General features: G+C 60.5%; 11 protein-coding genes and 2 pseudogenes. 6 read left to right on the forward strand and 7 right to left on the reverse strand.

What is annotated here, in order from left to right; all coding sequences use genetic code 11:
- Nucleotides 1-191: 191 nt before the first annotated feature.
- From FJ938_RS27930 to FJ938_RS27940, 3 genes are all read right to left on the reverse strand, one after another.
- Entirely contained in the window at nt 192-1,619 is a 1,428-nt protein-coding gene (locus FJ938_RS27930; protein WP_140699580.1) for an HlyD family type I secretion periplasmic adaptor subunit, read from the reverse strand.
- Nucleotides 1,616-3,751: a type I secretion system permease/ATPase gene (locus FJ938_RS27935; RefSeq protein WP_140699583.1), complete on the reverse strand. Its 2,136-nt coding sequence runs from the start codon at nt 3,749-3,751 to the stop codon at nt 1,616-1,618. The genes FJ938_RS27930 and FJ938_RS27935 overlap by 4 nt, the downstream gene beginning before the upstream one ends.
- Nucleotides 3,752-3,813: 62 nt before the next feature.
- On the reverse strand, nt 3,814-9,540 hold the full coding sequence (locus FJ938_RS27940) for an Ig-like domain-containing protein (RefSeq protein ID WP_140699585.1): 5,727 nt from the start codon (nt 9,538-9,540) through the stop codon (nt 3,814-3,816).
- Nucleotides 9,541-10,138: 598 nt separating this feature from the next.
- Here FJ938_RS27940 and FJ938_RS27945 point away from each other — a divergent pair.
- Nucleotides 10,139-11,107 (forward strand): BTAD domain-containing putative transcriptional regulator, encoded by a 969-nt coding sequence (locus FJ938_RS27945; protein ID WP_140699588.1) that lies wholly within the window; start codon nt 10,139-10,141, stop codon nt 11,105-11,107.
- Here the strand turns inward: FJ938_RS27945 and FJ938_RS27950 are convergent.
- Together FJ938_RS27950 and FJ938_RS27955 are read right to left on the reverse strand one after the other, a co-directional pair.
- Nucleotides 11,093-11,419 (reverse strand): hypothetical protein, encoded by a 327-nt coding sequence (locus FJ938_RS27950; protein WP_140699590.1) that lies wholly within the window; start codon nt 11,417-11,419, stop codon nt 11,093-11,095. The two genes, FJ938_RS27945 and FJ938_RS27950, sit on opposite strands and share 15 nt — an antisense overlap.
- A pseudogene (locus FJ938_RS27955) lies at nt 11,416-12,522 on the reverse strand (IS5 family transposase). Before FJ938_RS27955 ends, FJ938_RS27950 begins: the two are co-directional and overlap by 4 nt.
- Before the next feature lie 718 nt (nt 12,523-13,240).
- Here FJ938_RS27955 and FJ938_RS29650 point away from each other — a divergent pair.
- Nucleotides 13,241-13,672, forward strand: coding sequence for a hypothetical protein (locus FJ938_RS29650; RefSeq protein WP_181169204.1), 432 nt, complete (start codon nt 13,241-13,243; stop codon nt 13,670-13,672).
- Here the strand turns inward: FJ938_RS29650 and FJ938_RS27965 are convergent.
- Nucleotides 13,603-14,336 (reverse strand): annotated as a pseudogene (locus FJ938_RS27965) (IS5 family transposase). The gene FJ938_RS29650 and the pseudogene FJ938_RS27965 sit on opposite strands and share 70 nt — an antisense overlap.
- 1,072 nt (nt 14,337-15,408) lie before the next feature.
- On the opposite strand from FJ938_RS27965, the gene FJ938_RS27970 reads away from it, so the two are divergent.
- From FJ938_RS27970 to FJ938_RS27985, 4 genes are all read left to right on the forward strand, one after another.
- A complete protein-coding gene (locus tag FJ938_RS27970; protein ID WP_140699595.1) occupies nt 15,409-16,500 on the forward strand; it encodes a helix-turn-helix transcriptional regulator in 1,092 nt (363 codons plus the stop codon).
- Between the two features lie 947 nt (nt 16,501-17,447).
- A complete protein-coding gene (locus FJ938_RS27975) occupies nt 17,448-17,978 on the forward strand; it encodes a hypothetical protein (RefSeq protein WP_140699600.1) in 531 nt (176 codons plus the stop codon).
- Nucleotides 17,979-18,650: 672 nt separating this feature from the next.
- Nucleotides 18,651-19,619: a hypothetical protein gene (locus FJ938_RS27980; RefSeq protein WP_140699604.1), complete on the forward strand. Its 969-nt coding sequence runs from the start codon at nt 18,651-18,653 to the stop codon at nt 19,617-19,619.
- A 51-nt stretch (nt 19,620-19,670) separates the two neighbouring features.
- On the forward strand, nt 19,671-20,840 hold the full coding sequence (locus FJ938_RS27985) for an MFS transporter (protein ID WP_140699608.1): 1,170 nt from the start codon (nt 19,671-19,673) through the stop codon (nt 20,838-20,840).
- 420 nt (nt 20,841-21,260) lie between these two features.
- Here the strand turns inward: FJ938_RS27985 and FJ938_RS27990 are convergent, their stop codons facing one another.
- Entirely contained in the window at nt 21,261-21,836 is a 576-nt protein-coding gene (locus tag FJ938_RS27990) for a DUF6101 family protein (protein WP_246673574.1), read from the reverse strand.
- Between the last annotated feature and the right edge of the window lie 636 nt (nt 21,837-22,472).

The raw sequence follows: 22,472 nt of genomic DNA on the forward strand, positions 1-22,472 counted from the left end.
CTTATGCCGGCGCACCTGAGATTCGAGGAAACCTCTATCCGCGTCGCTTAGAACGACAAGGTCCGCCTGCCTGCCAGCCATGAATCAAACTCCTGCTCTTGTGACAGAAGCCAAACAAAATGAAGCTTACTTTTGTTCCAGGGGACTAGTTCAGTGCTACTGCGTTAGCACTTCTTTCAACGCCTGCTAAGTCATCGTTCGCGGAGACTGTCGTGCCCGTAACGCATCAAAGGGGAGAGCAGGTAATCAATCAGCATGCGCGAGCCCGTCTTGATCTCTGCGGTAACCTCCATGCCAGGCGACAGGTTGATCGAATTTTCATCAATCCTCATGGACGTTTGGTCGAGCGAAATCCTGGCGGCATAGACCGGAGCCTGGGTGTTCCGTTGGCCACTATCGGACCTCTCCAGCGTTGCAAGGTTCGAATTCTCCTGCCCCGCGTCGCGCAATATCGTGTCATGAGAGACGCTCAGCACCGTCCCGTGCAGCAGGCCATATCGGGTGAAGTCGAACGTGTCGATCTTGATGGCCACGGTCTGGCCGGGCCGGATGAAGCCGATGTCGCGGTTCGAGATCATCGCCTCGATCTCAAGATGGCTGTCTGTCGGTACGAGCATGAGGAGGGATTGTGCGGGCGTAACCACACCGCCCACCGTGTGGACCGAAAGCTGCTGGACATAGCCATCGATTGGCGCGGTCAGGACCTGGAACTTGGTGAGTTGCTCGGCCTTGATCAGATCGCTTGCGAGGCCAGCCGCCTTGCGCCTGGCTTCCGTCAGTTCGCCGAAGAGGGTGCGAACATATTCGGCGTCGGCCTGCCGACGGGTTTCGAGGATAGCCGCCAGCGACGCTTCGGCCTCCCGATGGTGGCTTTTGCCGACAATGACATCCTGCTGCTGTTCGACAAGCTGCTGCAGGGTGTCCAGGTAGTCAAGCTTCGAGTCCAAGCCCTTTTCCATGAGGCTCTTGCGGACCTCCAGGCGTTGTTCAATCAGAGGAATCGTCGCGTTGATCTTTTCAACCTGCGCGTCGATCGTGTCGCGCTCCGCCTGCTTTTGCGCTTCCTGGCGGTCGACGGAGGCAAGCTTCGCCCGGTGTTCCTCGACCTGCTTCATCAAGAACTCGCGCTCCATTTGCACGAGTTCCGGCGGAGCCCCCGCAGGGACCTCGAACTCGTCCAACGGATCGGAGCCAGTGCCGAGCGCCGCGACAAGGCGGGCGATATCGAGCTGGGCGGCCATGAGATCGCTGCGCAGATGATCACGCTCTGCTGCATGCATGGTCGGATCAAGTTCGATCAGGATGTCGCCTGCCTTCACCGTCTGCCCGTCCTGAACGTGGATGGCGCGGATGACGCCTGCCTCAAGCGGCTGAATGACCTTGGTCCGGCCGCTCGGAATGATCTTGCCTGGCGCTGAAGCGACGATGTCGGCCTTGCCGAACGTGGCCCAGGCGATGGCGAGGCAGAACACGATCCCAATGACCGCCGCGATGGCTCGGCCTATCGGCGATGGCGGTGTTTCGACAATCTCCAGGGCCGCAGGCAAGAAGGCGAGTTCCTGCCGGCTTCGCTGCGGAGACGCCGCCGGAAATGGAACGATCTTGTTGGCGGGATTCATTTGTGCCCTGCCTGCAGCCGGTACAACGAGGCGTAGCGGCCGTTGCTGTTGACGAGGTCGTCATGCGTTCCGTCCTCGATCAGACGGCCGCGATCGAGGGTGAGGATGCGGTCTGCGCCGCGCACGGTGGAAAGCCGATGCGCGATGATGATGACGGTGCGTCCTCCCGCAATCTCCTCCATATTCTGCTGGATTACCCGCTCGCTCTCGTAGTCGAGCGCGCTGGTCGCTTCATCGAAAATGAGGATGCGGGGATTGGTGACGAGCGCGCGGGCTATTGCAATGCGCTGCCGCTGGCCCCCGGAAAGGGTGCCGCCTCGCTCGCCGACGATCGTGTCATATCCCTCCGGGAGTTGCAGGATGAAATCGTGTGCTCCCGCTCGGCATGCTGCGGCAATGATTTCGTCCATCCCGAGGCCTGGATCGGCGAGCGCGATATTGTCGCGGACCGAGCGGTTGAACAGCACGTCTTCCTGGAGGACCACTCCGACCTGCCGCCTTAGCCAACTGGTGTCGACCATCGCGAGGTCGACGCCATCGACCAGAACCCGACCGCTTTCGGGCACGTAGAGGCGCTGGACCAATCTGGCGAGCGTGCTCTTGCCCGAGCCCGACGGACCGACTATGCCGACAACCTGACCTGCGGGAATGTCGAAGCTGATGTCCTTCAGCACCTCTGCCCCGTCCAAGCGATAACGGAACGTGACGTGGTCAAGGCTGATATCGCCACGGATCGCCGGAAGCGCTGCCCTGCCGGGATTGAACGCAGGTTCGGTCGGCGTGTTGAGGATATCACCCAACCGGGACACCGAAAGCCGCGCCTGATGGAAGTCCTGCCAGATCTGCGCCACGCGCAGCACCGGCGCGCTGACCCTTCCCGCCAGGATGTTGAAGGCGACCAGGTCGCCGACCGTCAACTCTCCCGAAATCACCAGCCTGGCCCCGAAATAGAGAACGCCGGCTGTCACCAGTTTGCTGATCAGCTGGACAGATTGACTGGCGGTGTTGCCGAGGCTGAGAACCCGAAAGCTGGCCGAGACGTATCCAGCGAGCTGCTCTTCCCAACGTCGCTGCATCTGCGGCTCGACCGCCATCGCCTTGAGCGTCTCGACACCCGTCACGCTTTCGACGAGAAAGGCCTGGTTTTCCGCTCCGCGGGCGAATTTTTCATCGAGCCGCCGCCTGAACAGCGGCGTCATCCCTGCCGAAATCCCGACGTAGAAGGGGAACGAGCCCAAAACGATCCACGTCAACAGCGGCGAATAGATGAACATCACCGCCAAGAAAACAAAGGTGAAGGTCAGGTCGATCACCATTGTCAGGGCCGAGCCCGTGATGAAATTGCGGATGTTCTCCAGTTCGCGCACCCGGGCGACGGAATCGCCCACCCGGCGCGCCTGGAAGTAGGAGAGCGGCAATGCCATCAGATGCCGAAAGAGCCGGGCGCCGAGTTCGACGTCAATCCTGTTGGTCGTGTGTGCAAAGAGGTAGGTGCGCAGGATGCCCAGTACGGTCTCGGACACAGCAATTGCGACCAAACCGAGGACCAGCACGTCGAGCGTGCCCAGACTCTGGTGCACCAGCACCTTGTCGACGACCACCTGAAAGAACAGGGGCGATACCAGCGCGAATAGCTGCAGGAAAAAGGAGGCGACGAGCACCTCCCCCAGAAGCCAGCGATATTTGCGGATGGCGCTGAGGAACCAGGTGATGTCGAACCGCCGGGCCAGATCCGTGAGACTCGCCCTTCGCGTCATGAGCACGAGTTGACCATCCCACGCCGCTTCGAATTCCGCTCGGCTCATCAGCCGGGGGGCGACGGCGTTCGGCGGCTGCACAAGAGCCTGGTCGTCGCCGATCTTGCCCACCAACAGAAATCCGCCGTCACGAAGCGACACGATGCCGGGTAGCGGTGTATGGAGAAGTCGGCTCCAGTTGGTCCGGCGCGATTGCGCTCTGAGCCCCAGCTCCCTGGCGCAGCGCAGCATCTCGCGTGTTCCGATCGCACTTCCTGCGAAGCGATGTCGGATCTGGTCTGCGTCGACTGCCATGCCGTGAAACCGAACCAGCAATAGGAATGCGACCAGTCCGGTATCGTTGGATGTTAGAGCTGCCGCGTGCCGGACATCGATGTCACCTTACCCACAATGAGCCCGCATTTCCTGGCCGCCTCCCGTCCGCGGGCTCTGCGGTGTTACGCATGGTGGGGCTGGGCGAGCAGGGAGTGTTGGTTGATCGCTGCCAGCGACGGATCGCCGACGAGTGAGCTTCCATGTCCGTTGCCGCTAACCGGGAAAGCCGAGGCCATATAGTTGACCAGCAGAGCTATATCCGGGCTGTGGCTCTCGGTCGCGCTTGCCACGAGAGGCGGTGCTTGGGCCGTGCTCGGGTCGACCACCAGCGTTCCACTGCCGCTATCCTTCGAAAGCGTCCAGGCGGAATGCGTATAGTCGCCGAGGAGATTGAGGGTGACGCTCTGGCTTCCGTTGCTGACCGTAAGAAGGCCGCCCGTGGTGTTCCCCGTGTAGATGGCGGTCATGTTCTTCTTGGTGAACTTGAGATCGGCAAGGTCCACGGCATTGTTGGGGCTCAATCCGGATATCTTGCCGGTGAACGGCGCCGTCAGGCTGTGATCGAGCTTGAGCGTTCCCGTTGCCCCGCTCGCAAACGTGACGTTCTCCGAGTCGGCCGAGACGAATTCCAGATTGCCATTGTTCGTTAGCGTGAACGAGCCGGAGCCGCTGACAGCCGTTCCGATAACAGCGGTCGCGCCGCTCTGGACAGTCATTGTCCCGGCTCCGGTGAGAGTGCCGTTGAAGCTTGCCGTGATGCCTTTCGAAGTTGCGCTCGCCAGCGTGATCGCGCCATTGTTCGCGATCGCTTCTGCCAGAGCCAAGTAGGTCTGGGATATCTGGAGCACGCCGCCGCTGGCGATCGAGATTGCACCGGCAGCCAGGCTGCCGCCCGCGAGCGCGAAGGTGCCTGCCGAGATCGTCAGCACACCGTTCGAGCCACCCGTACCCGCAAGCGTCAGGGCGCCATTCTTGTTGTCCGATACCGTTGCGCCGCCATCGTTCACGAGTAGTCCGTACGCGGAACTCGCGCCGGAAATCGCGACCGTGTAAGTCCCGCTTCGGTCGATGTCCGCGGCAACGCCAGCCGCTGGCACTCCGTTTCCCCAGTTCGAAGCCGTGCTCCAGCTTCCGCCCGAGGCGTTGGCCCAGTGATCCAGCGTGTCGACGTTGAAATTCCCAGTGGCGCCCCCCGCCCCCGGGTTGCCGTTGCCTTCCTGCCAGCTGTGCGCGACCACGGCCACGGAGGCATTGCTGATCAAGGTGTTCGCGGCGGCGGTGAAGGTTGCCGTGTAGCTCGTCGCATTGACCTTTTGGAAACTGCTCAACGCACCGCCAACTGCGGTGGTGTCTGCCAGCGTGAAGGAAACAGGCGCTTCGCCGAAGGAGAAAGTGACCGTTGCGGTTCGCTGGGACAGAGTCAGATTGCTGTTGTTGATCGACACTGCCACCGTCGGGCTCACCGTATCCACCACGAAGGGAGTCGTCGCTCCCCCTGTTCCGGCGTTGCCGTTGTTCTCGTGCCAGTTGTTGTCGACGGCCACGCTGGCCGTGCCGATGTCGGTTCCTGCCGAACCCGTGAACAGCGCGGTGTAGGTCGTAGCATTGACCTGCTGCAGGTTGCTCAAAGTGCCGCCCGAGGCGTTGACATGCGCCAGGCTGAACTCCGTCGGCGCTTCGCTGAAACTGAACGTTATCGTCGCGGTGCCGTTCGCGACATTGACGTCGCCGTTGCTGGTCGTCACCGAGACCGTCGGGTTCACCGTGTCCACCGCGATGCTGCCAGTGCTTGCGGCGCTGCCCACGTTGCCCGCCGGATCCTGGTAGCCGCCGGCACTGACGATCACGCTTGCGTTGCTGATGTCGATGCCGTTCGTCGCCGTAAACGTCGCCGTGTAGGTCTTGCCGCCGTCCCTGGTCTGCAGGTTGCTCAGAGAGCCGCCAGTCGCGCTGACGCTGCCCAGGCCGAAGCCTGTGACCGCCTCGCTGAACTCAAAGGTCACCACAGCCGTATTTGCCGCGAGATTGATCGTGCTGTGATCCAGGGAAACATTCACTTGGGGCGCGGTCGTGTCCAGAGTGAAGGTCAACGAGGCCGTTCCGGTATTGCCGGCCGCATCCGTTTCGCTTGCGACGATCGTGTGCGAGCCGTCGGCGAGCCCAGTCGGCGTAAATGTCCATGCGCCGCTGGCATTCGCCGCGGCCATCTGGGCGGTCGGTGTGCCGTCCACCGTGAAGTGCACCACCGCGTTGGGATCGCCGGAGCCGCCCAGCGTGCCGCTGCTGGTGATCTTGTCGGTCGACGAGATGCCTGTGTCGTTGACCAACGCCTCGGTAACCGGCGGCGCGACGGTATCGATGGTCAGGCCATATGGGCCAACTTCGGTGGTGGCGTTGCCGGCCAGGTCTGTCGCCGTAACCGAGAATGTATAGGTGCCATCGGGCAGCGCCGCTGTCGGGATAGAAAAATTGCCGCCGGCATCCACGGTACCCGATCCGACGGACGTCGCCGTTCCTGTCCCGGACTTGGTTGCGAAGACCTCGACCTGGGTGCTTGGCGCGCTGTCCACCAGATATCCGGCAAGGGTGAACGCGTTGACGTTGAGGGTAACGCCACCCCCTGTGCTGTGCCCCGTGTTGGGATTGATCAACAGATAGTGGTAGTCAAGAGCTGGCGCGGTCGCATCCAAGGTGAAGGTCAGCGATGCCGTTCCGGTGTTGCCGGCCGCATCAGTCTCGCTCGCCACTAGAGTGTGTGAGCCGTCGGCGAGCGAGGCCGGGCTGAACGTCCAGTTGCCGCCGGCATTGGCCGTCGCGGTTTGCTGTATCGCGGTGCCGTCCACCGTGAAGGAGACCAACGCGTTCGGGTCGCCGGAGCCGCTAAGCGTGTCGTTGCTGGTGATCTTGTCGGTCGATGAGACGCCAGTGTCGCTCGCCAGGCCTTCCGTCACCTGGGGCGCTGTCTGATCGAGGCTCACCGCGTTGCCGTTTACCGGAATGAAGCTATTTCCTGCCGGGTCTGTGGCGACCGCTAGCGAAGAGGTGATCGTGCCATCGGCAAGGCCCGTAAGGTTGGCCATGTAGTTGGTCTGGCCGCCCGTGACATCCACGGTCACCGTCTTGCTGTTGGAATCCTTGAAGGTCACCGTGCCGCTGTCCTCGGGATCTAGGCCGGCGACCGTGAACGTCACCGCCCGCGCGCCCGCCGACCCGATCGGTGTCGCTGCGTTGGCATTGACCGTCAACCCAAGTGCTGCCTGCTCGCCCGCGTCCTGGTCCGACGTCGCGGTGAAAGCACCGCTGATCTCGAAGACGGTGCCATAGCCGTTCACCCCGCCCCCCGTTGTCGTTCCGAACAGGTTGCCGCCGGCGTCGGCGAACAGGTTGCCGTACGGGCTGGCGCCATTGGAACCGTGGAAGCTGGCCAGGGTCGTAGGAGTGCCGGCGTAGCTGGGAGCTGCGGCAGTGCCGTTGTTCACGATCTCGAACACCGTGCCGATGCTCGCGTTGCCACTGGATGTCGTCCCGAATAGGTCGCCGTTGGCGTCGACGATCAGGCCGCCGTATGGGTATCCGCCGTTGAAGAGGTCGAAGCTGACCAGGGTCGTGGGAGTGCTGGCGTAGTTTGGCACGGCCGCGGTGCCGTTATTGACGAGCTCGAACACCGTTCCGTAGCCGCTCGTCCCGCCCGCGACTGTCGTTCCGAACAGGTCGCCGTTGGCGTCGGCGATCAGGCCGCCGTTCGGGCCGATGCCATTGTCTGTGCCGTTGTTGAGGAAGCTGAAAGTCGTCAGGGGAGTCGGGGACACCACATTGACCGCGACCGTCTTGGTGTCTGTGCCGCCGTCCGAGTCGGTCACCTGGAACGTTATCGTGTCGGTGCCTGGCTGCACGCCCGGATTGTTGGAAGCGTAGTCCAGCGTGGCCAGCGCGGCGTTCACCTGGGCAAGCGTGCCCGTAATCGATACGCTGTCGGTGCCGGAACCAGTGACCGTCGCACCCTCGGGCAGGATGGTGAAGCCTGTCCCGTTGCTCGCGGCGTGGCTGATCTGGACCGTGAACGTCTCGCCGAGAATATCGGCATCCGGGTCGCCGACGTTGACGGCCTTGCCGCTGCCGAAGAGTTCCAGCGCATTGCCCACCGTCACGGTCTGGGCACCCGGAACCGTCAAGGCAGGCAAATCGTCGGCAGGCGGAGGAGGCGCAGCCGCGTTGGTGGTGATCCCTCCGTCGCTGGCGACGTTGAACGTGTACCCGGTGTAGTCGCCCAGCAACCTAAGGCTCGCAACCACGTTTGAGGCGGCATCGTCCACCTGAAGGGTGGTCACGCCGTTGCTGTAGGAAATCGGAGTTGCGCTAGCGGCCTGACCGCTCCCCAGCTCGATTACGTCATTGCCCAGATCAGACGAGCCAAACCCTGAAATGATGCCGGAGAACTGATCGGCCTGGTCGATCTTGAGCGTGTAGTCAAATGAGCCAAAATTATCGAATACTATTCTTTCTGTCGATGCCACCGATGACCCAAATTCGATCGTGGCCCCGTAGCCAATAACCGCCGACCCGCTGCCCGAAACCGGACCTTGCAGATTCACGGTCGCAAACTGCGCTGTCAGCGTCCCGTCATTTGTCGCCGCACCGGATATGTCCAGCGCCGCCACAAGACCAAGGCTCCCGGTCACGCTGATGGCACCGGAACTCTCATTGTTGAGTCCTGTTGCCGAGATCGTGCCACCGGGAATCTGACCGCCGTCCGTAACTTGCCAACTGTTCGTAAATGTCCCTCCGATCGCCAAGTTGGCATCTTCGAGAATCAGAGTCCCGTTGTTGTTTGCGAGATCGCCGATGGTCTGCACGGTTGCGCCCTGCCAGAGCGAGAGCGTGCCTTCGATGGTTGAAAGTCCCTGCAGGGCGCTGTTGCTGCCGGGAGAGGAAGCGTCTTGAACGAAGGCGTTCGGTCCCCCGACCTCCAGCAGGGCATCGCTTGCGATATCGGTGATCTGGCCGCTCGCGAATTGGACGACGGCATTGCCTTCGAGTTGAACGTGTCCCGTCAGCACGCCAGCCGTCCCGAACCCGGCCGGTCCCGTTATATCCAGCTTTGCCTGTTCACCGAAGGATGACGCCACCTGCAGGTTTCCAGTGTTGTTGAATCCGCTGGCCGACACTATCGTGCCATCGCTGATGCTGAAGCCACCGCTGTTCGTGACCGTGCCTCCGATCGTGACGGTGCTGCTCGATCCGTCGTTGAAATAGTCGCCGTTTGCGACAAAGACTCCGCTGTTGGTGAGACTGCCGGTCGTCTGCAGGGTTCCCCCGCCATTCAACTCGAATGTACCCTCGATCGTCGACAGCCCTTGCAAGGCACTATTGCCTGACAGCGAGCCAGCGTCCGCTACGCGGGCATTCGGCCCGAAGAGCAACAGACTCCCATACTGCGCGATGTCCGTGATCTGGCCGCTCGAGAACTCTATGAGGGCATCGCTCGGCTGCGCGTAGGTGCCAAGGGATATATTGCCTGTCAGAACGCCTGGAGTGCCGAACCCCGCTGGCGCAAACACGTCGACAGTAGCTTGGGCGCTATTGCCCATCAGGTTCAGGCTGCCTGCTGTAGCCACCAGGCCGCCATAGACTGAAAGCGTGGCATCGTCCTGCACCACCAATGTCGTGCCCGCATTGTCGAGCGTCAGTTGATTTACGGCCTCGTCCGACGAAACCGTCGCTGCCTCCGAACCGCTTCCTGTAAATGAAGCGTCGCTCGTTGCGTCCGGAACGCCTGTGGGCGACCAATCCGCCGCACTGCCCCAATCCCCGCTCGTCCCGTCAATCCAGGTGTACGTCGAGCTCGCCATATTCGCCCCCACACTATGACCCGAGTGAAACGAAACAGGATCGTGCCCGGGGCCGACCCCACGTGCTCAGCCATTTCCAGTCCGTTAAGCGTCGATGGTGCTCCGGGTTGTTCCTCAACGCATCACCCATCTGGGGTAAGACATCAGGAATATCTTCGCGGCTACTTATGTGCACAATAACCTACAAGACGGACGGCACTCGCTCTACTGCTTGCAGATATCGTTTTAGCCTGTGCAGATCGCGCACGTGCTTCCATCTTCGAAATAGATTGCGCGCATTGCCTTACCCTGTTGCGGCTATTTCTGCTTCGCGCCGACGGTGAAGTGCACGGTCCATCTATAGCCGTCACCCTGCGGCTTCTGGTTGGCAGGAAACTCCGCTCGGGCGAACCCTATTGACGTTCCATACGCTGTCCAGATGGCAGAGACGTAAGCCTCCGTTGCTCGGTGGAGCAGATCGGCCCAGTCTGATTTTTGGATACCCAGGAAGGCCATTTGTGGGAAGCTGACCTGCTTTTCCCTAGTCTTGCGGCTCGGTGGGCGATACCATGGTCTCCTCCCGTGGGTCCCAGGCTCGGGGCATTCGGCTCGCCCAAGCGTGACTCGGCGTTGCAACAGATTTACCGTAGAAGGGCAGCGTGATCGGCCCGTTGACCCCGCGCGTGACAGCACCGTTAAATCGGCCGATCTCGATGGACCTGCTGCAGGCAAGGTCGCCTGCCCGGAAAAGATGCGATGCCGCTCCTGGAATTGTATCCTGCTTGGAAGGTTCGACGTTCGCCAGTTCGGACAGACGATCGTCATTTCAGGTAGAAAGGAGCGCGCACTCCTTGCCGTTCTTGCCATGCCGCCCGGCAAGCCACGCGCCCGCGATCAGCTTGCAAGCATGCTGTGGAGCAACAGCGGCCGGGATCAGGCGCATGACAGCCTCCGGCAAGCTATAGCCCGGCTGCGTAACTCCTTTGGTATCCGAGGCACCTTGCCGCTGAAGGCTGACCGCGAAGTCCTAGTCTTGGTCGCAGACGCGATCGCCGTTGATGTCCAGCAATTCGAAGAGATTGGCGAGCAAACGTCCTTGAGCGCGGAGCAGGCAACTGCCCTTTATCGCGGCGACTTTGCCGACGGATTGGATGGCCTCGATCCAGCTTTCGGCGAATGGCTTCTGGTCGAGCGCGAGCGTCTGCGTGAAAAGGCGAGAGCAGCTCTGAGGGAGCTACTGGAGGCCCATTTGGCTGCTGGCACGCACAATGGCGCGGCAGCCGCTGCCCGCAAGCTCACCGCACTCGACGCGCTCGACGAAACCGCACACCGGGCGCTCATGCGCATTTATTTTCAGCAGGGGCAGTCGTCGCTCGCGCTCCGGCAATATCAACGCTGCCGCGACGTGCTGCGCAAGGAAATCGGCGAGGTTCCGGAATTTGAGACGGAACGATTCCATCGAGCATCAGGCAACACCGCGCTGCCGCTCGGCGAGTTTCGGTCCAAAGCATCCCGCCCCCTTCACCTGCGCTGCCGGGCGCAGAGCCACGGGGGGCACGGGAAAAGATGCCGCCTAGCAGGCTGTTGAAGAAGTCCATCTGCGAGCGATGAAGTCTGCTTCATCGCCTCCATGGAAGCAGATTTGTCCGCTGATAGAGCCACCTGGTTGGATTTCAGCCCAGCCGTCGCCCTGAGCCTCGTCCATTTCGTCATTGCCTTGCCAGGAGAAGGAGGCGTGGTTGCCATCGCCGGCACCGAAGATCTGTCCGGTGACGCAGCCGAAAGCGAATTCGCCCGAACCATTGGCTTCGAAGCGGATGTAGGCGGGCTCGACCATGTCGGGATAGTCCTCGACATAGTCGGGCATCGCAACGATCCGCCAGCGCCCCACGAGGCTCATGCCGGCGCTGCCAGCAGTTTGGGCAGGCGGATCAGGTTGTAGGCCGCCAGGTTCAAGGTGAAGGCGGCACCCACCCGGGCGCATCCCCGCAGCTTGACCTTGGCCATGCCGGCGGATGATTTGATCCAGCCGAACACCTCTTCGATCCGCTTGCGGCAGCGCTGGCTGATTTCATAGCCCGGATGGCGTTTTGTTCGGTCATCGATGGCCGTCACACGAGGCTTGCCAGTTTTGCTCAGATGGCCGTCGACGGCGATGTGCGGCGTGACCTTGCGCTCGCGCAGGTCCTTGATGAAAGCGCGCACGTCATAGGCCTTGTCGGCACCCAGCGTGATGCGCCGCCGCGATGGCCGACGCTCCACCATGGCGAGCGCGGCCTCCCGCTCGGCCGTGCCCGTTGCCTGGGTGACGCCGCCGTCGACAGCCAACCCATGACGGTTCTCCATCAGCGCATGGCCCATGTAGCACAGCCTCGCCGGCTGACCGTCGCCCTTCTTGTAGAGCCGCGCCTGCGGGTCGCTCGTGCTCTGATGCGTGTCGTTGGAGCGCTTCTCCTTGTGGAAGCCGCGTTCGGCGTTGCGGCCAGCACCGTCCGGGTCATTGTCGCCGCCATCCTTGCGGCGGAAGCTCTTGATCGAGGCCCAGGCTTCGATCAGCGTTCCATCCACTGAGAAATGCTCCGATGACAACAGTCGCTTTACCTTCGGCTGCGCAAGCACCGCGCGCAAGAACTTCGCGGCGATCTCGCCTTCCAGCAAACGGTCTCGGTCCTTGGTGAAGCTCGAATGGTCCCAGGCCGGATCATCAACGCCAAGACCCACGAACCAGCGGAACAGAAGATCGAACTCCATCCGCTCCATCAATTGGCGCTCAGAGCGGATGCCGTAGAAAGCCTGCAACAGCATCGCGCGCAGCAGCCGCTCCGGCGCTATCGACGGCGGCCGAACCCCGGCGGATAAAGCACCGCAAAGTCACCGTCCATCTCAACCAGCGCCGCATTGACGATCGCACGGATCGTCCGCAGCGGATGATCGCGCCGCACCCGCAACTCAAGGCTCGACATATGAAAACAGCGACCCAGTCCGCTCGTCCAATCCTCGCATTCACAAATCCCCAATCCATCCGGGATCAGTGAATCACGCTCTCAATAACTGCACCAGCACTTCTTCAACAGCCTGCTAGGCGGTTTTACGTAACGACCACCTCAATCGCAGTCCTGCCCTTCGTCGCGCTAGGCGGCCACGAAGCACAGGAATTCGTCGCCAGTGGATTGACCAGCGACCTCGTAGAGGCACTGTCGAGCCTAGGAAACCTTCGCGTCTTGGTCGCAATAGCCCCGCTTTCCTGGCAGACGGTGATCTCGGTGCGGTCGGGCTAGCAGGCAAGCTCGGCATCGATTTCGCTCTCCAGGGCAATGTTCGGAGTCTTGGCGGTGACTTGCGTGTTTCGGCGCAACTGATCGACGCTCGCAGCGGCACATGATGTGGGGCGAGAAATTCAATGGTCGGCTGGACGAGTTGTTTGGCATCCGCGACGTGATCATCGCCGCCGTATCCGGACTAACCGGTGGACGACAGACCAAGGCTGACATCGCAACTGCTCCTTCCTCGTCCCATCTTGAGCGGTGGGCATTGAAGTCGCGCGCTATGCAGAAAATCCGGTCCTTCACTCCGTCAGGCCTGATGCACGGCGAGAAGCTCGCAAGCGAGCTCCTTATGCTTTGCCCGCGCTGCCGACGGCATATGACTCCCTTTGTCTTGCCAAATTCCATTTGGTTGTCACGGGTTTCGACCGTCGACACCGGAACTTGCCCGGGAGATCGTGCACCTGGCCAGGGAGAACCTGAGGCTGGCGCCCGACGATATCAACGCCCTGAAAACCCTATCGATGGTGCTGATCGACTGTGAGTCCCAAGCCGACGATGCACTTGGCTTCGCCCATCGTGCCATCGAGATCGATCCTGGCAATGCGGTTGTCTACGGGACTATGGGCGACGCAAACCTCATGCTGGGCCGTGCGAGTGAATCCTTCCGGCTGGCCCAGCACGCGATACGTCTCGAACTCCTCGATCCGGCGAACTTTTTCCGTTATGCTGCGATGGCCGGAGCGTGCTTGCAAAAAGGCGATCTCGAGGGTGCCCATCATTGGGCGGAACAATCCGCCGCACTAGGCTCCAGACTCAATCAAACCCACCAAGTAATGATTGCGGCGATGAGGACGGCGGCTGTGAAGTTGGCAGCGAGCTTGTCGTAGCGCGTGGCTATGCGCCGCCAATCCTTGAGCCTGCAGAACATGCGCTCAATGATGTTGCGCTGACGATAGGCTATTGGGTTGAACGGATGGGTGCGTTTGCGCGTCGGGTTGTTTGGGATGACGGGAACCGTGCCCCTTTCGAAAACTGGCGCAAGCCGTCGCTGTCGTAAGCTGTGTCAGCAGCGAGGAAAAGAGCGGGCGGCAGAGATGCTATCAGGGCTGTCGCGGCGCGATCTCAAAGACGTCGGGCGTCCAAGAGCGTCTACGATGGCGTGGATTTTTGTGGTTCTGCCGCCGCGCGAGCGGCCGATCGCCTGCGTCTGCGCCCCCCTTTTCCCCCGGCAGCCGAGCGATGCGCCTTGGCCGTTGTGCTGTCGATCATCTGCATGTCACCTGGACTGGCCTCGACAAGGGCTGCGAAGAGACGCTGCCACAGGCCACGCCCAGCCCAACGATGGAAGCGGTTGTAGATCGTGGTCGGCGGTCCATAGACGGATGGGCAATCCTGCCAGCGACAGCCTACTTTCAGCACAAGCACAATCCCGCTAGTGACGCGGCGATCATCAACCCGGTGCGCTCCGGCACGGTTCTTCGGCAACAATGGCTCGATCGCTATCCATTGCCGATCACTCAGCCAAAACTCACCTGACTCCGGTGCTTTCAAGCTTGAACAAACCTAGACCATTCAACGGCCTGATTGGGTTTGGAGCCTAAAGCCCGACTACGTCGTCAGCCATGCACTTGCGGCTGCGTCTCTAGCGCTGAGCGGCGACTTGTTAAGCGCCAAAAGGGCCGTCCTTCGCGCCAAACAGGTCTCGCCGGATATTACGCTGAAAAGTGCCACGGACCTGAGCCTCTTTATCGGTGAGAGGCGCGAGCCTATGTGCATAATATCTATAAGAGGGATGGCACGCGCACTACTTGCCACCAGGTATTCTCTTTGCCTCCATATGAACCGCCGTTCTCGACCCGGTATCTCGCTGCAACGCTCAGCTGGACAGGTTTGACCTTTCGGAGAACATATGCGCTTCCGTCGGTCCGCCCCTTCACATCGTTCATCAGCGTCGAGAGCCTCAGGGCCTCTCTTTGCGTGAGGCCAACAAAAACATAGCCGTCGGACTCGGCGACGTTCTCTCGCACAGCATCCCAAACCAGCCAGTCTCCGTTTGGGTCGCGCACCGGTTCGAAAGGGCCCCCGCCCATTAGGGTAACGTTCCCGATCCTAACCTCCTTGACGCACCTGCGACACCTCCTCAAGCTATAGAGTAGAACGTGCAGCCATGCAGGGGCATCCCCCATTTGAGTTACATGGTGTGCATCCTAACAGCGCATCCGGCCGTAAACCCAGTAGGTCCGAAATGCGCGTCGGATCGCAGGCAAAAGCGCAAAGGCATGCTCACGTTGCTGGTCAGCTGGATCTCCGCGTTCGAACGGCAAGGCCTGTTTCCATCGCCTCCAGCCGCATAGTACGCGGGCCGGTTCATTGAGCTCGGCTCGCAAGCAGCGAACTCCCCACTGAGACGCTATTTTATTTCCCCAGTTTGTCTTCGCCGCGGTGTCAGCACCGACGTTGCTGGCTGAGGAAAGGGCCATTGCTGGCCGGTCGCCGCTGCGATCGACAAAATGTCTGCCGAATCGATTGTTGTACCGCATCACGGAAGTCGTTGATTAACGAAGATAAGTGGTTACTAATGGACTGCCCGTAACCCATTTGCCTTGTGCCTGAAAGGATTCATGTGGGTACAGCGTTTGACTTTGACGCAATTGGTGCCGCTTTCGCGGAGGCGGCGGTCGATCCTGCCAAATGGGATGCCGCGATGGAGGCGGTGACCGAACTGACGTCCAGCGCCGGTGCAGTCCTCTTCGACACCAAGGGGCACTTGCCGGGCATCCCCCGCAGCGCTTCGATGGAGCCGTCGTTCGAAGCCTATGTCCGCGACGGCTGGATCCACCACGATGAGCGCTACCGCATCGTTCCCGTGATAGAGCGTCGGGGAGTGGCCACGGACCTCGACCTGCTGACGGTCGAGGAGATGCACAAGCATCCATACTACCGGGAATTCCTGGAGCCTTTTGACCTCAGATGGTTCGCCGGCGTCAAAGCCGCCGCTGGCAGCGATCTATGGTGCATGTCGATCCAGAGATCTAAAGCGCAGGGTCCCTTTTCTGCTGACGAGCTACAGCAGCTGGCGGGGTTTTCGACGCGGCTGGGTTCAATGGTATCAGTCGCAAGAGCGCTGGGCTTTGCTCGGGCGGAGACGGCGCTCGAAGCCTTTGACATAAGCGGGACGGCGGCCGTGATGCTGGATCGGGACGGCAGGGTGTTGCGGACCAATCAGCCAGCGGACCAAATGCTTGGTCCTGATCTCCAGATTACGCACCGACAACTGGTATCGTATGACAAGAATGCGACGGACACATTGCGGCGAAGGGTGCGCGAAATCCTTTGGCTAGCAACCCCGATGGCCTTGACGACCCCCGTCCTGTTGCCTCGAATGGCCAAGCGCCCTCTCCTTGCCTATCTGCTGCGTCTTGCGACCGTCTCCTATAATCCCCTAGCGCCCTGTCAGGCGATCGTCGCGCTTGTCGATCAGGAGAGCCGGGGCACGCCACCCGCAGCTGTCTTGCGGCATTGTTTTGGCCTAACCTCAGCCGAGGCGAAGTTGGCTGGCAAGATTTGTTTGGGAATCCGAATAGAGATTGCCGCTGATCAGCTGGGGATTTCGTATGAGACCGCCCGCCACCAATTGAAGGCAGTCTTCGCCAAGACCGAGACGCACAGGCAGGCGGAACTGGTAGCTTTGCTAGGGAGTATTCCCATCGGCTGATGATGATCGCTCCTGAATCAGGAACCCTGGCCGGATGTAGATGCTGATGAGAGCGGCCTGTCGTAGGCCGAGGGGTCAGCAATCCAGCTCGTCGTCTTCCGGCGGCATCAGTGAGAACAGCAAAGCGACCCAGCGTATGAGCACGTTCGATTTTGACAGACATGATCGGTCCTATGGCTTGAGTTTTGTCACACAGCATCGCCGCTGCCGGGCTGCACGCGATGCAATCCCAACCCGTGTCCAAAGCCAAAATTCTCCCGCCAGAGCACTTCAGGTAGATACAACACTGACGACGCGGAATGGTTCGTTCTCGCCCCGACAGCCCTCGTCGACGTCGCGGGCGCCGGAGAAACCTCCGCCATCGGAAACTTGGCTGTTTGCTGTGCCATCTGGCTTGGCCAGTCTAGTCTGGCATGCCCGCAAGCCGCCAACCTTCGACGAACGGCTCCGCAGCAGTCATACTCTTAAAGGGCAAGCTTGTGGTGAAATCAGCTATTTTCCAGTCTGGATTCCCAGCAAGAAATAGTCGGGCTTCCTCCTGTGCCTCAGAAACGCGACCGGCAAGGGCAAGCGCGACAATCAGGTGCTCCCTCGAACCCGTCCCGTAGGTTTCTTCCCGGCTCAAGGACGCAACAGCTTCTTCGTAGTGACCGGAGGGAATTTGCGCCATCCCTATGCATACCAACCGGGTGGACGAGGGTTCAAGCGCAGCGCTTCCGCACAAGCTATCAGCGCCGCTTGCGGCTCGCCTAAATAGATTTGAAGCTCGCCCATCCATGCAACCGAATCTGCATTGTTGGGATTCTGGGCGGCGGGTACCATTGTCAACGACGCAGCGGTGACATGATGGTCTACAGTTTCGACCGTAGCTTCGACGCCGGGCCTTATGACCGCCCGCCGTTAATTTCCTGGACAGCTTCAGGCCTCACTTGGCGCGCGCCGGCCTAATGGCGGCCAGGCTTCACCTGGAACGCGCGAAATCGGCTGTCGATACGCTTGCCAGGGTCGGATTTCCTGCGGCGGTGCTCCGCTCGGACGGGCGCGTGATGGTTGCAAACCGATTGCTCGAGGAATTAACCCGGCACGTGAGCATCAGCGCATTCGACCGCTTGCATCTCGTCAGCAAAAGAGCGGATTCATTGTTCGCCGACGGCTTAGGTCGGCTCGGTAAACTGGCTTCGACCGCCACTTTGTCCTGCGCCTCGCACGGACTCGATGAAAAAGCGGTAATGCACCTGCTCCCCCTCCGTCGTGCCGCCCCTGACATTTTCAATAGTGCCGCCTGCATCGTTCTCATTACGCCGGTTGCCAAGCTTCATCCTCCCACAGAGGCACTCCTGAGCGCGCTCTTCGTCCTGACGCCTGCGGAAGCCAAGATTGCCCACGCTCTCGGATTTGGAGCCGCCCCCCGCTCGATAGCCAACGACCTCGGCGTCAGAGCGTGGCCGAGTTCGACGGCTATGTCTTCCATGGCTTGACACAGAGAGAGGCCATAAGATTTTCGACGCTTTTGAACGATATGGTTGGGGTCTTCGGCACGCGCGGATCCGCAATACAAACCTGCACTGTTGGCGCGTGATGATTAGCCGACCTGCATGATTGTCGAAGAAGTAGCTGCGGAGCCACTTGGGCACTTCAAGAGACGCCTGGTTTTGACATCCGAGGCCACAAAGCGGAGGCACGTCGTGCTGTGCGCCAGGAAAGCGAAGGCTTATGAATCGCTATTACGGGGATGGGGCACCGTCTGGCTGATCAGACCGAGCTTCTCGCGCAGTCACGGCTCGAGCCCGGATCGGCCGAATCCTGCGCCCGACTGATGCCAACGACATTGCGCCAGATCCACCGCTTACAGCCTAGCGAGATCACCGTGTTTTGGACAGGTTAGGAAACTCTCGCAGCCCCGGCAGGGCACAACCTCGCCGGGGACGAAGTCAACCTGGACACGTGGGCAACGCAACCCCACCCCATTTCCCGCAAATTTAGCCATACCCCAAATGGGTCATGCGCCGCGACAGTCCCGGCGCTAAATGGATGCTGATTGGGAATGTTGCCGCCGTAGCAGACGAATAAAAACATACGATGAGTTTCAGCACGATCGGGCCTGCCGTAAGAGGCGGTCCGTAATCGATCAGGCTCAAGGGAGCAACTAAATGAATGACGTATCGTCACCTGTAATCGCGAGATCCTCGCCAGAGGCTTTTCCCTTGGTCAGCCTAGCCATCGATCGGTGCCTTGAGTTGATTCGTTTCGGCAATATTGGAAGTGGCATGGACCAGCTGTTTTCCAGGCTAGACGAATGGCGTCGATCTCTCGCGAAGGATCAATGGAAGACCATAGTTGAGACAATTCGAGATCATCCCATCGCGCATGTGCTCCACGAATGTGCTATTCCCGCCCGTGCATTTTCTAGACCACGAGGATATCCTGGAGACGCTGCGTTAATTGATCTATTATACGGTACTGGCGAGGCAGCGGCTTCGCGAAGCAGCCATGGAGTTTCGAACGATATTTATGAGTATCTGTTCGTCTCTCCCGCCGCGAGGGCCGTCCGGCATCGTCGCAAGCGCCTCGCCGAGCTAATTGATCTCGCGCAAAGCAAGAATGAGAGAGCGACCATCGTGTCTCTGGCAGCCGGCCATTTGAGAGAAATCGAATTAACACAATCGTATCAGCTTGGAGTGCGGAGAGGAAGAATTATCGCCGTCGATCATGATCCACTCAGTCTCGCAGTGATAAACCGTGACTATGTGAATCTTGGTGTTGAGACCATCAAAGCAAACGTGAAGGAAATTGTGAGCGGGAAATTGAAGATATGCCAATCTGAACTCATCTACGCAGCAGGCCTGTTTGACTACCTAGCCACACCATTCGGGCAAGTGCTTACTAAATCTATGTTCGACGGCCTTACCTCAGGAGGGCATTTACTGTTGGCCAACTTCGCCCCCGACATCCGTGACGCAGGTTTCATGGAGGCCATCATGGACTGGTGGCTCGTTTATCGCGATGAAACCGAAATCGTCCAACTCCTCGATTTGGTGCCGGCCGCCGAGCTTAAAGCCATAAACCTATACCGCGATCCTGAACGGCAAATTGTCTATTTGGAGGCGACGAAAGCCTGAAGCTTGCCTAATCTAAAAAGAGCACACCGCGCGGCGGCTGGGAGTATCCAAGTGCGAAGCCGCTGGACCATTCTTGCTGTCTTGTTTATCGCTCGCGCCGCTTTCGCCTTTCAGTTTGGCAGCGTAGGGGCTGTAGCGCCACAGCTTGGCCAGAGCCTCGGCGCCAGCCTGGCTGACATCGGCATCCTTATCGGAGTCTATTTTGCGCCGGGCGTCCTGCTCGCCTTTCCCGCTGGCACCATCGGACGCCGCTATGGCGACAAGGCGACGGTTCTCGCCGCACTCCTGGCGATGCTGGCAGGCGAATTGCTGATGACCTCGTCGGCATCATGGGGCGTGCAAATCGCAGGCCGACTGGTTGCGGGCACTGGCGGCATTCTCCTGAGCGTTCTGATGACCAAGATGGTCGCCGACTGGTTTGCCGGCCGCGAAATCGCAACCGCGATGGCCATTTTCGTCAACTCGTGGCCGGTGGGCATCGCAATCTCGCTCATGCTGCTGCCATGGATCGGAACGACATTCGGCCTTCATGCCGTCAACCTTGCCGTCGCAGGGTGGATCCTGATCGGCTTCGGCCTGATGGCGTTTTTCTACCGCGCGCAGGAGGCGGCCGTCTCCGTTGAAGGCGAACGAGGCAGTGTGACCTCGGAAACGGTCTATGCGGTGATTGCCGCGAGTTCGATCTGGTGTCTCTACAATCTCGGTTTGGTGATGATCTTCAGTTTCGGCCCAACGATGCTCGTCGAGCGAGGCTGGTCCATGGCTGTAGCTGGATCGACGATCAGCATCGTCCTCTGGCTCACGGCGATTTCGGTTCCCATAGGAGGCTTGCTCGCTGATCTGACCAAACGCGGCGAAGCTATAATTGTCGCAGGCTGCATCGGCTTTGCGCTGCTGACGGTTCTCCTGTCGCGAAGCAGCCAGGTGCTTCCTGCCGTCATTGCCGTCGGGACCGTTTGCGGCCTGCCTGCCGGCGCCATCATGAGCCTACCCGCGCGCGTGCTCGAGCCGAAGACGCGGGCGATCGGAATGGGAATATTCTATACGGCTTTCTATGCCGGAAGCCCGGTTGGGTCCGCGATCGGCGGAAAGCTTTCCACGTTGCTCGGCTCCGCGAGCGCCGCGCTCGACTTCGGCGCCCTCATGCTCCTGGTTTGCCCAGCAATTCTGTGGGTCTTCCACCGTATCGTTGCTGGCCAAGATCGCCCGGCACTTCCCTAGGGGCGGCGGATGCCAAAGCTCATAGCCAACCTACTGCTCCTGTTCGCCACCGTGATTGTCGGCGCCGAAAGCGGCTCGGTCCTGTAGGTTGCGATGTCGACCGAAGCACCGGTGCGCCTCACCTCTCAAACCGACGCTGGCGCTTCCGACGCACCGATCCACGGCTTTGCCGGCGCACCGGCAGGCTGGGCGCTCTTGTCGGCAACGCGCACCGCCGCGCCTAGACTAGCCGCGATTGCACGGCTTCGAAAACGATCCGTCAGTGAGATGATGATTCCCGATCAAGCACTGCATCCCCGCAGGTCCGCGGCAGTTTGCCGACGCCGATGCTACCTGGCCGCGCCTGGCGGGGGTTCCCCAACAACTACGCAGAGGGAGGATCGACCCTGCAGACCAAATGAACACGAGACACGTGTCACATCACTTCCGATCCACCAGTCGACCGATATGCTCTAATGGCGTCAGTTTGTTCAGGCCAGCATTAGAAAGCCTGGGCGCGTGGTCGAGACGCGGCCCATGATGAGGTCGCTGGGGTGAGAGGGTGTTGACGCTGGCACCGAGCGTTTCCTCAAGCGTGCGGGCAACGCCGTCGGCGCCAAGCAGAAGCATGGGCAGACCGTAGGCGTCGGCCCAGGCACGCCAGTCGGCGGCAACAAGTTCGAGATCGTCGGACACCAGCAGTGGCACCGTCAGCATCGGATCATTGTGCAGAAGCTTGAGCTCCGATGTGATTTTTCCATCCGGATCCGCCATCGCGCAGGCGGCCACGCCGCAAAAAACCTTGGCGGGAAGGGCAATGATTGCCGGTACGTTGCGTAGATCCTGCGTGCGTCGGACCACCGCACCACGCTGGTTGAGCGTGAAGGTCACGTCACCATAGTTGTCGCGCGTGGTATAGCTCACCGTCTCCGCCAGCCGCGACGGGTCGAGACGCCTGTTGCGCCCGGTCCAAGAACTCGCCTCCGTTTCAGTATGAGTCCGCTCACTATCGTCCATCACAGGCACCTGGAGAGAGAAGGCTCCTGAAGCACAGCGTGCAACCCATGCCCCGAGTGAGCCCCAATCCTTTGCGGCGCGCCGTCTTCGGCTTGCGTCCAGCAACCGCTGCGTGCCTTCGCAATCTCTACTCCTCGTTGAGATCGAACGGATGTACCCGGCTCGAACTCTCAGCACATGTCCTACTGCCACGTAAAATAGCAGTGTACTGTGTATTAGCGATTACTAATTCATGTCAATTTTTTGGTACTTTGGCATAGCCTCGATCAACGGGAGGAAGTGATCCGAAGACGAGTCCACGCTTCCGACTTGCGGATGGCAGCTCTGCGGCCGCAGGTCGGGTGTTGGGTTGAGCGTTATCTGTGCTGCCGAGTTCCTGGTCAGCTATGTCAGAAAAGCGACGCACCTATCTACCAAACACATGTGGCCCCTCAATAGCTCGGAGTAGAGCAGTCAGCGAACACGCTGGTCGTGAATGCTCAAGCCCTCGCACTTCGTCGGATGGTTTGAGATTTGGTAGTGTTGGCTACCTAATGCCGCTGCTTAAGGACGACCGTTCAAGGAGGTCGTGTCCCTTGAGGTGGTGTAGCTCGGCGGCAGCGAAGCCGCTCGCGAGCGCGCCCTCAACAGCGTCGT

The organism is Mesorhizobium sp. B2-4-14, from assembly GCF_006442155.1.
Classification (GTDB): Bacteria; Pseudomonadota; Alphaproteobacteria; order Rhizobiales; family Rhizobiaceae; genus Mesorhizobium.